The organism is Ochrobactrum sp. PL_is501, assembly GCF_055816895.1.
In genome coordinates, this window is sequence record NZ_JBVPGR010000038.1 from 192,763 (window position 1) to 207,462 (window position 14,700).

14 protein-coding genes are annotated in these 14,700 nt (G+C 58.6%); 11 read left to right on the forward strand and 3 right to left on the reverse strand.

Going from position 1 to position 14,700, the window contains the following annotated elements:
• The first annotated feature begins 241 nt into the window (after positions 1-241).
• The 5 genes from AC0TOF_RS18165 (at position 242) to AC0TOF_RS18185 (ending at position 6,695) form a co-directional block, all read left to right on the forward strand.
• Positions 242-1,474, forward strand: coding sequence for a glycosyltransferase family 4 protein (locus AC0TOF_RS18165; protein ID WP_473769480.1), 1,233 nt, complete (start codon positions 242-244; stop codon positions 1,472-1,474).
• Positions 1,475-1,499: 25 nt separating this feature from the next.
• A complete protein-coding gene (locus AC0TOF_RS18170; protein WP_473769271.1) occupies positions 1,500-2,855 on the forward strand; it encodes a glutamate-1-semialdehyde 2,1-aminomutase in 1,356 nt (451 codons plus the stop codon).
• Complete coding sequence (locus tag AC0TOF_RS18175; protein WP_473769272.1) at positions 2,852-4,174, forward strand: glycoside hydrolase family 140 protein; 1,323 nt, start codon at positions 2,852-2,854, stop codon at positions 4,172-4,174. The genes AC0TOF_RS18170 and AC0TOF_RS18175 overlap by 4 nt, the downstream gene beginning before the upstream one ends.
• A 119-nt stretch (positions 4,175-4,293) precedes the next feature.
• Entirely contained in the window at positions 4,294-5,355 is a 1,062-nt protein-coding gene (locus tag AC0TOF_RS18180; RefSeq protein ID WP_473769273.1) for an NAD-dependent epimerase/dehydratase family protein, read from the forward strand.
• Entirely contained in the window at positions 5,355-6,695 is a 1,341-nt protein-coding gene (locus AC0TOF_RS18185; protein ID WP_473769274.1) for a DUF4910 domain-containing protein, read from the forward strand. The genes AC0TOF_RS18180 and AC0TOF_RS18185 overlap by 1 nt, the downstream gene beginning before the upstream one ends.
• On the opposite strand, the gene rfbC is transcribed toward AC0TOF_RS18185, so the two are convergent.
• Entirely contained in the window at positions 6,658-7,182 is a 525-nt protein-coding gene (gene rfbC, locus AC0TOF_RS18190; protein ID WP_473769275.1) for a dTDP-4-dehydrorhamnose 3,5-epimerase, read from the reverse strand. The two genes, AC0TOF_RS18185 and rfbC, sit on opposite strands and share 38 nt — an antisense overlap.
• Positions 7,183-7,511: 329 nt before the next feature.
• Here rfbC and AC0TOF_RS18195 point away from each other — a divergent pair, with 329 nt between their 5' ends.
• The 6 genes from AC0TOF_RS18195 to AC0TOF_RS18220 all read left to right on the forward strand — a co-directional run bounded on the left by AC0TOF_RS18195 (position 7,512) and on the right by AC0TOF_RS18220 (position 12,059).
• The gene (locus AC0TOF_RS18195; RefSeq protein WP_473769276.1) at positions 7,512-8,813 is read left to right on the forward strand and encodes a methyltransferase domain-containing protein; all 1,302 of its coding nucleotides are present in this window, start codon (positions 7,512-7,514) and stop codon (positions 8,811-8,813) included.
• A 2-nt stretch (positions 8,814-8,815) separates the two neighbouring features.
• Complete coding sequence (locus AC0TOF_RS18200; RefSeq protein WP_122002502.1) at positions 8,816-9,625, forward strand: sugar phosphate nucleotidyltransferase; 810 nt, start codon at positions 8,816-8,818, stop codon at positions 9,623-9,625.
• The gene (locus AC0TOF_RS18205) at positions 9,622-10,278 is read left to right on the forward strand and encodes a PIG-L deacetylase family protein (RefSeq protein ID WP_473769277.1); all 657 of its coding nucleotides are present in this window, start codon (positions 9,622-9,624) and stop codon (positions 10,276-10,278) included. The genes AC0TOF_RS18200 and AC0TOF_RS18205 overlap by 4 nt, the downstream gene beginning before the upstream one ends.
• Before the next feature lie 98 nt (positions 10,279-10,376).
• Positions 10,377-10,757 carry a COG4315 family predicted lipoprotein gene (locus AC0TOF_RS18210; RefSeq protein WP_473769278.1) on the forward strand — a complete coding sequence of 127 codons (381 nt, stop codon included), beginning with the start codon at positions 10,377-10,379 and terminating at the stop codon, positions 10,755-10,757.
• Positions 10,729-11,280 carry a sigma-70 family RNA polymerase sigma factor gene (locus tag AC0TOF_RS18215; protein WP_473769279.1) on the forward strand — a complete coding sequence of 184 codons (552 nt, stop codon included), beginning with the start codon at positions 10,729-10,731 and terminating at the stop codon, positions 11,278-11,280. The genes AC0TOF_RS18210 and AC0TOF_RS18215 overlap by 29 nt, the downstream gene beginning before the upstream one ends.
• A complete protein-coding gene (locus AC0TOF_RS18220) occupies positions 11,277-12,059 on the forward strand; it encodes an anti-sigma factor family protein (RefSeq protein WP_473769280.1) in 783 nt (260 codons plus the stop codon). The genes AC0TOF_RS18215 and AC0TOF_RS18220 overlap by 4 nt, the downstream gene beginning before the upstream one ends.
• 6 nt (positions 12,060-12,065) lie before the next feature.
• Here AC0TOF_RS18220 and AC0TOF_RS18225 read toward each other — a convergent pair whose 3' ends face one another.
• Together AC0TOF_RS18225 and AC0TOF_RS18230 are read right to left on the reverse strand one after the other, a co-directional pair.
• Complete coding sequence (locus AC0TOF_RS18225) at positions 12,066-13,004, reverse strand: asparaginase (protein WP_473769281.1); 939 nt, start codon at positions 13,002-13,004, stop codon at positions 12,066-12,068.
• A gap of 14 nt (positions 13,005-13,018) precedes the next feature.
• Positions 13,019-14,488, reverse strand: a complete 1,470-nt coding sequence (locus AC0TOF_RS18230) for an amino acid permease (protein ID WP_473769282.1) — start codon at positions 14,486-14,488, stop codon at positions 13,019-13,021.
• Positions 14,489-14,700 lie beyond the last annotated feature (212 nt).

Genomic DNA, 14,700 nt, shown 5'->3' on the forward strand with positions numbered 1-14,700 from the left:
GACATACCTAGAAGCTACTGCCGGACTGGCGTTCGGGAAAACTGGCAGAAGGGTGAACACCATCCTCTATTGTAGGAGGGGATGTACCCCTCATAGCCGAAATGCGCAGCGTTGCGATTTCGATACACTGGCCAGCGGTATATCCATTGCCCCCCCGATATACCGGAGTAAGGCTTCGAGGGAGTTGTTCCCTCGAAGTCTTGGCTCCCTTGCAATGTCACGTGGCAACAAGGTTCCGGCCATGAAATGTGCTTACTTTGTCCGTCCCCACATTGGCGGGACCTATTCGGTCTTTACACGGCTGCGCTCATCACTGGGCCAGTCGGGGATCGAGCTTCGCTGGCTGGCCGCGGGCGCCGCCGGCGATACGGTCAGCGTGCCGAGCGGGCAGGGGCTTGAGGATGCGCTGCGCAAGGGCGATGCCATCGACCGCATGGGGCTGCTCGACGAAGAAACCCGCGCCCGGCACATGATCGGCTTTCTGCGCGACAACCGCTTCGACGCCGTTTTCGTCAATGTTCTCGCCAACCGTTTTGAAACCAATCTGGTCCGCTATCTGCCTGCCGATATTCTGCGCGTCATGATCGTGCACAACATCACCCCCGGCACCTATGCGGCGGCAAGGGCGATCCGCGATCATGTCCACGCCACGGTCGGCGTTTCGAAACGCTGCCGCGACGATCTCGTCCGCCAGCACGGTTTTGATGCGGCGCGCACGCTGGTCATCCCGCACGGATTGAACCGGGGCATTCATCTGGCGCGCAATGGCGCCAAACAGGATGAAAGCGGTCCGCTGCGCCTGCTTTATCTCGGGCGTATCGAGGACAACTCCAAGGGCATTTTCTGGCTGCCGAACATATTGCGCGAGCTCGATTGCCCCTACCATCTGACAGTCGCCGGTGACGGTCCCGATCTGGCGGAACTGCGCCACCGTCTTGCGCCGTTTGGCGACAAGGTCAGCTTTGCGGGCTGGGTTGCGCCTTCCGATGTTCCGTGGCGGGTAAGCCAGCATGACGTTCTGGTCATGCCGTCGCGCTTCGAGGGGTTCGGCCTCACGCTCATCGAGGCGATGAGCCAGGGTTGCCCTGCTGTTGTATCGAGGATCGCCGGGGTGACCGATACTATCGTCACCGATGGCGAGGACGGTTTCCTGTTCCGGGTCGGCGATTTCCGTCAGGCGGCACGTCATATCGAACGGCTTGCCCGCGACCGCAAACTGCTTGCAGGCATGGCCGCCGCCGCGCGGCAAAAGGTGGAAACCGTGTTCGACAACGATGTTGTGGGCCGCGCCTATGCGAACCTTCTTGAACATCTGGCGATGGAACGTCCGGCCATTGCCGCGCCGCTGGCGCTGTCGCAATGGGCGATGCCGAATGCACTTCATTCCAGCCTGCGCAGCCGCCTGCCGAAGCCGGTCAAGAACTGGCTGCGACAGATGCGCGAGCGCCTGCATGCGGGATGGTCGGCAGCATGACCTGTGAATAGAAAGGAGAAGGGGCATGAACCTTTTCACATCGCAGTTCCGCAATTCCCAATTGCTCGCCAGCAAGGCGCATGCGCTTATTCCCGGCGGCTGTCACACCTATGCCAAGGGCGACGATCAATACCCGGTTCTGGCACCCGGTTTCATCCAGCGCGGTTCCGGCTCGCATGTCTTCGACGTCGACGGGCATGAATATATCGAATACGGCATGGGCAATCGCGCCGTCGGCCTCGGTCATGCCTATCCGCCCATCGTGCGTGCCGTGCGCGATGCCTTGCAGGACGGGTGCAATTTCACGCGCCCAAGCGCCATTGAGGTCGAATGTGCGGAAAGCTTTCTCGAGCTGATCGACAATGCGGAGATGGTGAAATTCTGCAAGGACGGGTCGGACGCGACCTCCGGCGCGGTGCGGCTGGCGCGCGCCTATACCGTGCGCGACATGGTTGCCTGCTGCGCCGATCATCCATTTTTTTCGACTGATGACTGGTTTATCGGTACGACCAAGATGAATGCGGGCATTCCCGCATCGGTCTCGGCATTGACGGCGACGTTCCGCTATAACGACATTGCAAGCGTGCAAGCCCTGTTCGATGATTATCCGGGGCGTATCGCGGCCCTTATCCTCGAGCCTGCAAAGGCTGATGAGCCGCAGGGCAATTTTCTGCAGGAAGCAAGGCAGATCGCCCATGAAAACGGGGCCTTGTTCATTCTGGACGAGATGATTACCGGCTTTCGCTGGCACCTGAGCGGGGCGCAGAAGCTTTACGATGTCGAACCCGATCTTTCCTGTTTCGGCAAGGCGCTGGGCAACGGTTTTGCCATTTCCGCACTCGCGGGCAAGGCGGAATATATGCAGCTTGGCGGTTTGACGCAGACGGACCATCCTCGCGTTTTTCTGCTCTCGACCACGCATGGCGCGGAAACCCACGCCATGGCCGCAGCGATTGCCACGATGACCATCTATCGCGACGAGCCGGTAATCGAAAGGCTCTATGAGCAAGGTTCCAAACTGGCAGAGGGCGTGAATGCAGCGATTGCCGGTCACGGGCTTCAGGAACATGTTCGCCTGTTCGGGCGACCGTGCTGTCTTGCCTATGGAACGCTCGATGAAGAGGGCCAGCCGTCGCAGGCTTTTCGCACGCTGTTCCTTCAGGAGACGATCCGGCGCGGCGTGCTGATGCCGTCGCTGGTGGTAAGCTACACCCATAGCGATAGCGATATTGCGCGCACGGTGGATGCGATCGACGGTGCGCTCGGCATTTACGTTCGAGCGCTCAATGACGGGGTGGGTTCCTATCTGACCGGACGTCCTTCGCAGGTGGTCTATCGCCGCTTCAACGAAGCGCCGACCTATCCGCCCGCGATGCGATGAAGCGCCTCGCAGCGGCTTTGATCGCCACAATCCTGCTATGTTTGGCAGCAGGGGTTACTTATGCGGCTGATCTTTTCCCGATCAGGATCGATCAGGACCGGCGCATTTTCGAGGATGCGACGGGCAGGCCCTTCCTGCTGCAAGGCGATACCGCATGGTCGCTGATTGCCGAACTGAAGCGGGAGGACGCCGAGATCTATCTGCAGGATCGCAGGAAGCGCGGCTTCAATGCCATTCTTGTCAATCTTCTTGAACACCGGTTTTCCAGCCATCCGCCTGCCAATGCCTATGGTGAGAAGCCCTTCGAGGGCGATGCGTTCGGCGAGCTCAATCCGAGATATTTCGACCATGCCGCCTGGGTGATCGGGCGGGCGGAGCAACTGGGAATGGCCGTATTCCTGACGCCAGCCTATCTGGGCGTCAATGGCAACAATCAGGGCTGGTTTTCCAGAGTTCAAGCTGCCGGACCCGCAAAAATGCGCGCCTATGGCGAAGCGATTGCCCGGCGGTTTGCAAAATTTCACAATATTATCTGGGTGTTGGGCGGAGATTTTAATGCGCCGGATCGTCAGCTTGTCTCTGATCTGGCCGAAGGCCTGGCGCAGGTAGCCCCGGACGCGCTCCAGACGGTGCATTCCGGCCGCAACACCAACACGGCGGAACTGTGGGCCGACCAGCCATGGCTTGGATTCGATACGGTTTATACCTATGACGATGTTCATGCGGCGATTTCTGCCCGACGAAACGCGGGCAGGATGCCGGTCATCCTGCTGGAGGGCGCTTACGAGTTCGAGCGGGACACCACTGCCAGCATGATCCGCCGCAATGCCTATGGCGCGCTGCTGGCCGGTGCCGCAGGGCAGTTCTTCGGCAATAATCCAATCTGGCATTTCACCGGGCCGGGTGTCTTCAACGCTGACCGTAGCTGGCAGGAAGCGCTCGATAGCCCCGGCGCGCAATCAATGACGGTGTTGAAGAAACTGTTCGACAGGCTGCCATGGCCGCAATTGCAGCCCGATCGCGAAAAGCGTATCGCATTGAAGCCTGAAAGCCATGCCTCATCCCTCTCAGACGGCACGCTGTCGGTGATCTATGGCGATGCCGATGGCTTTGCAGTGCCGAAGGATGCGGTGAGGCAAGGGGGGAAAGCAATCTGGTTCGATCCGGTTTCCGGCGTGTTCGAGGAGGCGGGCCAGCCGAAAATCGAGGGGACGGTCGCGACCTATAGGCCCCGGCAGGCAGAAAATGCGGGCGGCGGAACCGACTGGCTTTTGCTGATCGGCAGCGCCGCGCGCCTGCGCGACATCCAAAAGGAGTAGGCGATACGCCCTTTCATACCTTTCATAAACGCATGTCCTAATGGGGCATGCCTTCGGTCAAGTCGCCGCTCCTGGGCTGCGTCGCTAACATACATTTATCAAAGCTTGAGGAGCTGGACATGAAGGTATTGGTTACGGGCAATCAGGGCTATATCGGGTCGGTCATGGTGCCGGTCCTGATCAATGCGGGGCATGACGTGTCCGGCTATGACATTGGGCTTTACGAACATTGCCTTTTTCAGGAAGGCGGCGCGGTAATGAATGTGCCGACCATCCGCAAGGATGTGCGCGATGTGTCGCCGCGCGATCTGGAGGGGTTCGACGCGGTCATTCATCTTGCCGCGCTTTCCAACGATCCGCTTGGCAATCTCAATGAGGAACTGACCTACGATATCAATCACCGGGCAAGCGTCGCCATGGCAAAGGCCGCGAAACAGGCCGGTGTCGGTCGTTTTCTGTTCGCCTCATCCTGCAGCAATTACGGTATCAGCGATGCCGACCTGATCGATGAGACCGGCGAACTGAAACCGGTAACGGCCTATGGCCGCTCCAAGGTGCGGGCGGAACAGGAAATTAGGGAACTGGCGGATGCAAGCTTCTGCCCGGTCTATCTACGGCCTGCCACGGCCTATGGCGTTTCGCCGTTCCTGCGTTTCGATATCGTGCTTAACAATCTGGTTGCCTGGGCGGTGACGAAGGGGCTGATCTATCTCAAGTCCGACGGTACGCCCTGGCGTCCCATCGTGCATATCCGCGATATTTCCCGCGCCTTCATGGCGGCCATGGAAGCCCCGCGTGAAAAAGTCTGGAACGAGGCCTTCAATGTTGGCTCGACGGAGCACAATTACCGCATTCGCGACATTGCAGGCATCGTTGCCGAGAATGTTCCTGATTGCCGCATCGATTATGCGGATGATGCCGGGCCGGACACGCGCTCCTATCGTGTCAGTTTTGAAAAGCTGGCGCGGGTGCTGCCGGAAGCCAAACCGGAGTGGGACGCGGTTGCGGGTGCGCGCGAACTGCTCGCAGCCTATAGCCGCTCGACCCTGACGCTTGAAGAGTTCGAGGGGCCGCGCTTCCAGCGCATCGCCCATATCCGCAAGCTGATAGCGGAAGGCGTGCTTGATTCCGATCTGCGACGGATTGATGAACAGCCGCAACCGCTGCGGGCGATGGCGTAATGGATACCGGGGCGGTTAGAGGCGCTGAACGGGCCGTTCCGCAGCCCTCGAACGGAAAGGCGATCTATGATCTTGCCGCCCGTCTTTATCCTCTGTGCCGCAGTCTGGCCGGTGATGGGGTGCGCGAAACGCTTGCCGTCATCGGGGAATATCTGCCGCTGACGATCCATCAGGTGCCAACCGGCACACCGCTTTATGACTGGAAAACGCCGCAGGAATGGATCATTCGCGAAGCCTATATCGCGGACAAGAGCGGCAATCGTGTTGTCGATTTTGCCCGGCACAACCTGCATGTCGTGAATTTCAGCGTGCCCGTGCGGACAAGAATGACGCTCAGCGCACTGAAGGAGCATATTCATACGCTGCCCGATCAGCCGGACCTCATTCCCTACCGCACCTGTTATCACGCGGAGGACTGGGGCTTCTGCATGGCGCATAATGCGTTTCTGTCGATGCCGGAGGGCGATTATGATGTCGTGATCGATGCGGAGCGTCGCGACGGGTTCCTGACCTTCGGCGAGTTCATTCACCCCGGCGAAACCGACGAAACGTTCATTCTGTCGGCCCATCTTTGCCACCCCTCGCTCGCCAACGACAATTGCTCCGGGCTGGCGCTGCTTGCTCGTCTCGGTGAAGTGCTGCAATCACGGCGCACGCGCTTGACCTATCGGCTGCTTTTTGGTCCGGCGACTTTCGGCGCGCTTGCATGGCTTCAACAGAACGAGGCGCAGTTGGGGCGGGTCCGGCATGGGCTGGTCCTGTCCTGCGTCGGTGATGCAGGCGGGCCGAATTACAAGCGCAGTCGTCGCGGCGATGCGGAGATTGATCGCATCATGAGGCATGTGCTGGCCGGGTGCGCCAATACGACGATGCATGACTTCTGGCCTTATGGTTATGATGAGCGCCAGTTCTGTTCGCCGGGATTCAACCTGCCGGTCGGCATGTTCCAGCGCAGCCTCTATGGTGCGTTTCCTGAATATCATACATCGGCGGACAATCTCGATTTCATCAGGCCGGAATATCTCGATCAATCTTTCAATATGGTCATGCAGGCCATTGAAATTGCTGAACGAAACTGGCGTCCAGTCAATACTTCGCCGAAGGGAGAACCGCAGCTTGGAAGGCGCGGGCTTTATGGCAGCATGGGCGGCGACAGCCGCGCTGCGCAAAATGCCATGGCGCTGCTTTGGGTGCTCAATCTGGCAGATGGTGAGCATTCCATCCTCGATATGGCGGAGCGGGCGAAACTGCCTTTCGCGATCCTTGCCGATGCCGCGGACCTGCTCCGTGATGCGGGGCTGCTCAAAGAAGCGGCCACGCCAGATCCTTGTCGGAAATGACGCTCGGCCTGCTCGGCCAAGGTATGCCAAGCGACGGATCGTCATAGCGCAAACCCGCAGCATAATCAGGCGCATAGGGCTTTGAGATCATGTAACGCACGAGAACATCAGGCGTCAGGGTCTGGAAGCCATGCGCGCATCCTTCAGGGATATAAAGCTGCAAGCCGTTTTCGGCGGATAGTTCCAGGCCTGTCCAGCGCCGATAGGTTGGCGAATGCGGGCGCAGATCGACCAGAACATCCCAGATTATCCCTTGCAGGCAGGTGACGAGCTTCGTCTCCGAATGCGGTTCGCTCTGATAATGAAGGCCGCGCAATGTTCCTTCCTCACGCGAGAAGGACAGGCTGTGCTGCGGAAAATGCGTTTCCATCTTTCGCTCGGCGAATGCGGCCTCGCAATAAACCCGCGCGAACCAGCCGCGTTCGTCTTCGAGCCTTTCCGGTTCGATAGACCAGGCGCCGTCGATGTTGAGCGAAGTAAACCGCATGTTTTGCCCCGATTGCCTATATCGGCATTCTGACAGCAGGACGCTCACGCGATAGAACCTTCTTCGATGCATCCGAATGGACTTCCGGATGAGGCCAAGTTGTCCGAATGAGGTAGGCGTCTACGCCCACGCCGCCATTGGGTGAAGATTGCACGCTTACGCCGCGTAGTCCGTCCGGTGAATGTCGCGCCCGATCGTATGTGCGGCTCGCTCCCCATGACAGTCTCGGCAATTTTCAGGCTGCTTAGTAGTTTTGGTTATCCGACGCGGATCGGAGTTCAATCCCACAAGGGGCGGGCCGTACAGGTTCAAAAGACGAGGAATGACGTATGACCATCCAGACGCCGGATTTTTCGCGGAGCACGAGCATGGCGCAAGAGCAAACCGGTTGTCGCCTGTGCGGTAAACTACTCAAGCACACCTTCGTCGATCTCGGCATGTCACCGCCCTGCGAGAGCTTCATCACGGCGGATCGCCTCGACCGTATGGAGCCTTATTACCCGCTCTATGCGCTTGTCTGCGACCATTGTTACCTGGTGCAGCTGAAGGAATATTTCTCGCCTGCCGAAATTTTCACGGAATATGCCTATTTCTCATCCTTCGCGACCAGTTGGGTCAGCCATGCGAAAACCTATTGCGATGAGATAACCGAGCGGCTGGGGCTGAACGAAAACAGCTTCGTGGTCGAGATCGCCAGCAATGACGGCTATCTGTTGCAGCATTTTCTGCCGAAGGGCATCCCGATCCTCGGCATCGAACCGGCGGCCAATGTAGCGGAAACCGCTATTGCCAAGGGTGTGCCGACGCGCGTGGACTTTTTCGGATCGACGCTTGCCGCCGAACTGGTAGGCGCAGGCCGCAAGGCCGACCTCCTGATCGGCAACAACGTTCTGGCGCAAGTGCCTGATCTCAATGACTTTGTGCGCGGCCTGCAACTGCTGTTGAAACCGGAAGGCGTGATCACGCTGGAGTTTCCGCATCTGGCCAACCTGATCGAACAGAACCAGTTCGATACGATCTATCACGAGCATTTCTCGTATTTCTCATTGCTGACAATCCGCTACATGGCGCATCGCCATCACCTCAAGGTCATTGACGTGGAGGAACTGCCGACCCATGGCGGGTCGTTGCGGGTCTATCTTGCCCATAATAGCAGCAAGCGGAAGGCGGGGCCGCGTGTGGCCGCCCTTTTGAAGCGCGAGGAGAGTTTCGGCCTCAACGAGATTGCGACCTATCAACAGTTCGCCGAAAAGACGCGGCGTACCAAGCGCGATCTTCTGTCCTTTCTGATCGCGGCCAAGAATGCGGGAAAACGCATCTGCGGTTATGGCGCGCCGGGCAAGGGCAACACGCTTTTGAACTATTGCGGCATCGGCACGGATTTTCTGGATTTCACAGTCGACCGCAATCCCTACAAGCATGGGCGCTTCACGCCGGGCATGCACATCCCGATCTACGATGTATCGGCAATCGACAAATACCGGCCCGATTACATTCTCATCCTGCCATGGAACTTCAAGGACGAGATCATCAGGCAGATGCAGCACGTGGTCGAATGGGGCGCGAAGTTCATCATTCCCATTCCGCATGTCACGTTGATTGATCCGGCACTACTCACAGAGGAGCGGTAATCATGAAAGTCGTACTGTTCTGCGGCGGTCTTGGAACCAGAATCCGCGAATATTCGGAGACTATCCCGAAGCCGATGATCCCGCTCGGCCATCAGCCGATCCTGCATCACGTCATGGAATATTACAGCGATTACGGGCACAACGACTTCGTTCTCTGCCTCGGCTACAAGGCTAATGTGGTGAAGGATTTCTTCCTGACCATCCGTCCGCAGACCTTCGCGGATTGCGTGGTTTCCGACGGCGGACGCAATGTGCAACTGCTGGAGGAAGTGGATCGCGACTGGAGCGTGACGCTGCTCGATACAGGCATCTGGCGCAATATCGGCGAGAGGCTGTGGAGCGCCCGGTCCCATGTGGCGAACGAGGATATCTTCCTCGCCAATTACAGCGATGGCCTCAGCGATGTCGACCTCGATGACATGACCGAGCGCTTCCGCGCCAGCGGCAAGATCGCCTGTTTCCTCGCCGTCCGTCCGCCGCTGACCTATCACCTTGCCGATATTGCCGAAGGCGGCGACGTGCGGGCTTTCCGAACGTCGAACACATCGGACATCTGGATCAATGGCGGCTATTTCCTCTTCCGCAAGGAAATCTTCGACTATATGCGCGAAGGCGAGGAACTGGTGCTGGAGCCCTTCGGTCGCCTGATCGCCGAAAACCAGTTGATGGCCTATAAATATGAGGGCTTCTGGCGCTCCATGGACACGCTGCGCGACTGGCAGACGCTTGAGGACATGGTGGAAAAGGGCGACATGCCCTGGAAAAGACACAAGGCGGAACGCCGTGCGGCCAACATCGCGATAGCGCTATGATCGACCTGCGTTCGCTGGCAAATCCCAAGCGTCCGCTACAGCTGCTTTGTCTGGGCGCGCATTCCGACGATATCGAGATCGGTTGCGGCGGCACGCTTTTGAGCCTGATCGGGAGCGGCACGCCGCTGCATGTGGAATGGTGCGTGCTCTCGGGAACCGAGGAAAGGCGGGCGGAGGCCGAAGCTTCCGCACGCGATTTTCTGCGCGGGGCGGACAGCTTCAACATCCATCTTGCCTCTTTCGAGGACAGTTATTTTCCGGCACAGGGTCGTGAGGTCAAGCAATGGCTGATCGAACAGCGCGGGCGAGGACAGCCGGATATGGTCTTCACCCATCGCCATGGCGATGCCCATCAGGACCACCGCACCGTCAATGAACTGACATGGAACCTGTTTCGCGATCAGGTGATCCTTGAATATGAAATCCCGAAATGGGATGGCGACCTCGGACAGCCCAACGCCTATTCGGCACTGCCAGCAACGATCATGGATCGCAAGATCGAACTGTTGATGAAGCACTTCGGCACCCAGCGCTCCAAGGATTGGTTCGATCCAGAAACCTTTCGCGGGCTTGGCCGGCTGCGCGGCATGGAGTGCCGTGCGCCCGAGGCTTATGCCGAGGCTTTTCATGCTCGCAAGCTGCGGCTGTTCTAAACGCTATAAAAAATTTGCGGCTTCGGGAATAAATCGTGGGTGCGGATTGTCTTACCTCCATATCGCATGTCGCGATTGGAACCCTTGTGAGGCAAATCATGAAAACGCTTGGTTTTATGTCCGTACTGACAATAGCAACCGTGGCGGCATCAGTCGCTCTGGCTGCGCCATCCGTCAAGACGATGGAAAGCTCGAAGGGACAGGTTCTGGCGGGCGCCAAGGACATGACGCTCTATACTTTCGATAAGGATAGCAAGGACGAATCCTACTGCTATGATAAATGTGCGAAAAACTGGCCGCCCTTCCTGGCGATGAAGGGAGCCAAGGCTTCCGGCGCGTATACGCTGGTCAAGCGCAAGGATGGCAGCGAGCAATGGGCGAAAGACGGAATGCCGCTCTATTACTGGGTAAAGGACAAGAAGCCCGGCGACGTGACTGGAGACGGCGTTAATGGGGTCTGGCACGTCGCAAAGCCATGAGGCCGATGTGAGCCAACCCGCTCCCGAAACTTTCGAGGGCCAGCTTCTGGCCCTCCTGCCGGTCATGCGGCGCTATTCGCGCAGCCTTGCGAAATCCGATGCCGAAGGCGAGGATCTCTTGCAGGACTGTGTGGCGAAGGCGCTGTCCCGACGCGGCCAGTGGCGCGGCCTCAATTTGCGTGGGTGGATACTCACGATGATGACCAACCTTTATCGCAACAGCTATAAAAGCCGGGCGCGGACCCGGCATGAAACGCTCGATGCTGTCGAAAATGTCAGTGTCGCGGCGGCGGAAACCGATCCGTTCCAGTTGCAACAGCTTGAAGAAGCGATCAATACCCTGCCGGAAGACAACCGCGCGGTGCTGATGCTTGTTGTGGTCGAAGGTTACAGCTATGGCGAGGCGGCGGAAATGCTGGGCATACCAGTCGGAACGGTCATGTCGCGGCTGTCGCGGGCACGCCATCGCCTGACCGAATATATGAGCGGCTCGAATATCGTTACGCTTCGGAGAAACCGATGAAAGAACGCAATTCTCCCATAACCGAAGCGGAACTGCATGGCTTTGTCGATGGGCAATTGTCTGAAGACGAACATGCGCGCATTGCCGCATTTCTTGAGAACGATCCCGAACAAACCGCGCTGGTTGCGGAATGGCGCAGGCAGAATGAAGGTATCAGGCAACTCTTTTCCGGTTATGCCGAAGCAAGGAACGACGATGCCGCATTAATCCATTCAGTCGGCCGTCGCCAGTCAAGAAACTATCGCGGAGCAGTTGCCGCGGCTGTTCTTGCTGCCTTGTTGATCGGTGGCGCGGGCGGCTTTGCTGGTTCGCGCCTGTTTGCGGATACTGGTCCGCAACTAGCCAGCATGCAAACCCTGCCGGAGCAGGCTCAGGCGGCTTATCTTGTCTATGCCAGCGAAGTGCGGCATCCGGTCGAGGTGTTTTCCAATGAAGAGGCGCATCTGGCGACGTGGCTCGGCAAAAGGCTCGACATAGCCGATCTTCGTGTTCCCGATCTCCGCTCGCTTGGATTCCAGCTTGTCGGCGGGCGTCTGTTGCCGGTCGGCGGCAAGGCGGGCGCTTTCTTCATGTATGAGGATGAGGCTGGAAAACGCCTTTCGGTGATTGTTGGCCGTAACGCGGAAAATCGCGATACGAGCTTCCGGTTCGCTTCTAGCGACGGTGTCGAAACCTTCTACTGGATCGACAACGATCTGGGTTATGCAGTGAGCGGCGAAATATCACGCGAGCGGCTGCGGCAAGTGGCGGAAGAATGCTACCGCCAGTTTCCGAGCTGAACCATTTTATCGATAGTCGCTGAAAGCGCTGACCATTGCATCTGGGGAGTTGCCGCTGGCGATCAGCGCGGCGAGCAGAATGCGGGCCTGGCCGGGGCGAAGCGTGTGCGCGTGGATGGCTCCCGCATCGGCGAGATCGTATCCGCCGCCGCCGCCGCCATAGCCGGGAACCAGCAATCCCTCCGGCACGCGGCTTGAAACCACGACCGGAATATCGCGGCGCGAACACTCACGGACTGCTTCGACAACGCAAGGCGTGGCATTGCCCGAACCGAGCGCCGCAAGCACGATGCCGCTGGCGCCGGCTTTTATGCTCGCTTCGATATGGAGGGCGTCGCAACCCGGATAGATGGCTATCGTATCGATACGCCGATCACCGACAGGAGCGCCCAGCACCGGACTTTGGGTTTCGATCAGACGGGCCGACCGGAAAGCGTCGGCGCTGTCGCTGCTGAACTTGTATGCGCCCCAGGCAGGGACGACCCGCCCGCCAAAGGCGATAAGCACGCCTTTATCTGCATTGGCCGGATCGCAGGCGAGGCGAATGGCGGCGGCGAGGTTTCCCGGCCCATCTGCCTGAGGATGATCGGCGGTAAACTGCGCGCCGGTGAAGATCACCGGCTTGCCGATGCGGTGTTGCAGATGCACCAGCAACGCGGTTTCTTCCATTGCGTCCGTTCCGTGCAGGACGACGACGCCATCGACTTCGCCATCCTTCAGGCCGGAATCGACGGCATCGCTGATGCGCTGCATGTCCGACAGGGTGAGGCAGGCGGAATCCTTCGCCATCAAATTGACGGGACGAAGCTCTGCATCTAGGCCGGGCACAAATTCCAGCAGATCCTCACCGGACAGGACAGGTGTGCTTGCTCCGTCTTCCCCACGCTTGCTGGCGATGGTGCCGCCAGTGGCGATCAATATGATGGAAGGCTTTGCAGGCGACATAATTCCGAATCCTCTCACTTACCCCGAATGCTGGCGTCTACAGCACGTTCAGCAGCAAGTCGATGGATGCGCTCACGCATCAGATACCAGCCGAGGATGAGGGCAGGCCCGATGATCGCCAGTGAACCAATCGTCAAGGTGCCGACCGGATAGTCGAGCGCCATCAGGACAAGCACGCCGAGCAGGAAGGTGAGCGTAAGAATGCCGGTATAGGGTGCGCCGAACATGCGGAAATCCGGTCGCGCCATCTCGCCGCGACGTGCAAGATGCCACAGTTTCAGCTGGCAAAGGACGATGACGCCCCATGCCGTGATGATGCCAAGGGCGGAGAGATTGAGCGCGATTTCGAATGCTTCCGCAGGCACGACGGCATTGAGGATAACGCCGATAACGGTGACGACGGCGGTAACTGCAATGCCCATATAGGGGACGCCGTTCCTGTTCATCCTGGCCAGGGATGCCGGAGCGGAGCCGGATACCGCCATGGAATGCAGGATGCGCCCGGTGGAATAAAGCCCGGCATTCAGCGATGACAGAACCGCAGTCAGTACGACGAGGTTCATGATAATATCTGCCCCTTCGACGCCGATCTTGCCGAAGAAGGTTACAAACGGGCTCTCGCCAGCGGAATAGGCGGTGTAGGGAAGAAGCAGCGAAAGCAGCAGAACCGAACCCACATAAAAGACGAGCAGGCGGAAGACCACGGTGCGGATTGCTCGTGGCATGACTTCGCGCGGATCTTCGGTTTCGCCTGCCGTGGTGCCCAGCAACTCAATGGATGCATAGGCGAAAACCACGCCTTGTATGATGACGAAGGCAGGCAATATGCCGTTCGGGAACAGGCCGCCGCTATCTGTAATGATGCTGAATCCGGCTGGATGTCCATCGATTGGCGTGCCGGAAACGACAAAGTAAATGCCGACGATCAGGAAGGTCACGAGCGCGATGACCTTGACGAGACTGAACCAGAATTCCAGTTCGCCGAACACTTTGACCGACATGAGGTTCATCGCCAGAACGATGACAAGCGCCGTCAGAGCGAATATCCATTGGTCGATGCCTTGCAGCCAAGGCACATAGTGCTTGAAGAAATTCATGTAGAGCGCCACCGCCGTCACGTCGGCGACCGATGTCATGGCCCAGTTGAGCCAGTACATCCAGCCTGCCACGAAAGCCAGCTTCTCGCCGTAGAACTCGCGGGCATAGGAGACGAAGGAACCGGAGCTGGGGCGATGCATGATAAGCTCGCCCAAGGCCCGCAGAACCAGAAACGCAAAGAAGCCGCACAAGGCATAGACGAAAACCAGAGCCGGGCCTGCCAAAGCCAGACGGCCGCCAGCGCCAAGAAAGAGCCCGGTTCCGATTGCACCGCCAATGGCGATCATCTGGATTTGCCTTGGCCTCAGGGCTTTGTGATAGCCGCGATCTTCTTCAATGAATACGTCACGTTTGGCCGGCGCGGCCTTCATGGTTTCGATCGGCATTGCTCCTCCCTGAGAGCGCTGTTTCGACAGGCGACCGTTCGGCGTAAAAGGCAAATTAGGGCACGCCGCCGGTCATTCAATGGATATGGAATGCATCCCTATTGAGTGGGTATTCTGTAAAGCTGCATGACAGGTTATGCGGGCGGTTTTAACGCATATCGCAGAACGCGCGTCAAGTATTCCGCGCCAGCACACAAGCTTCGTATGTGCTG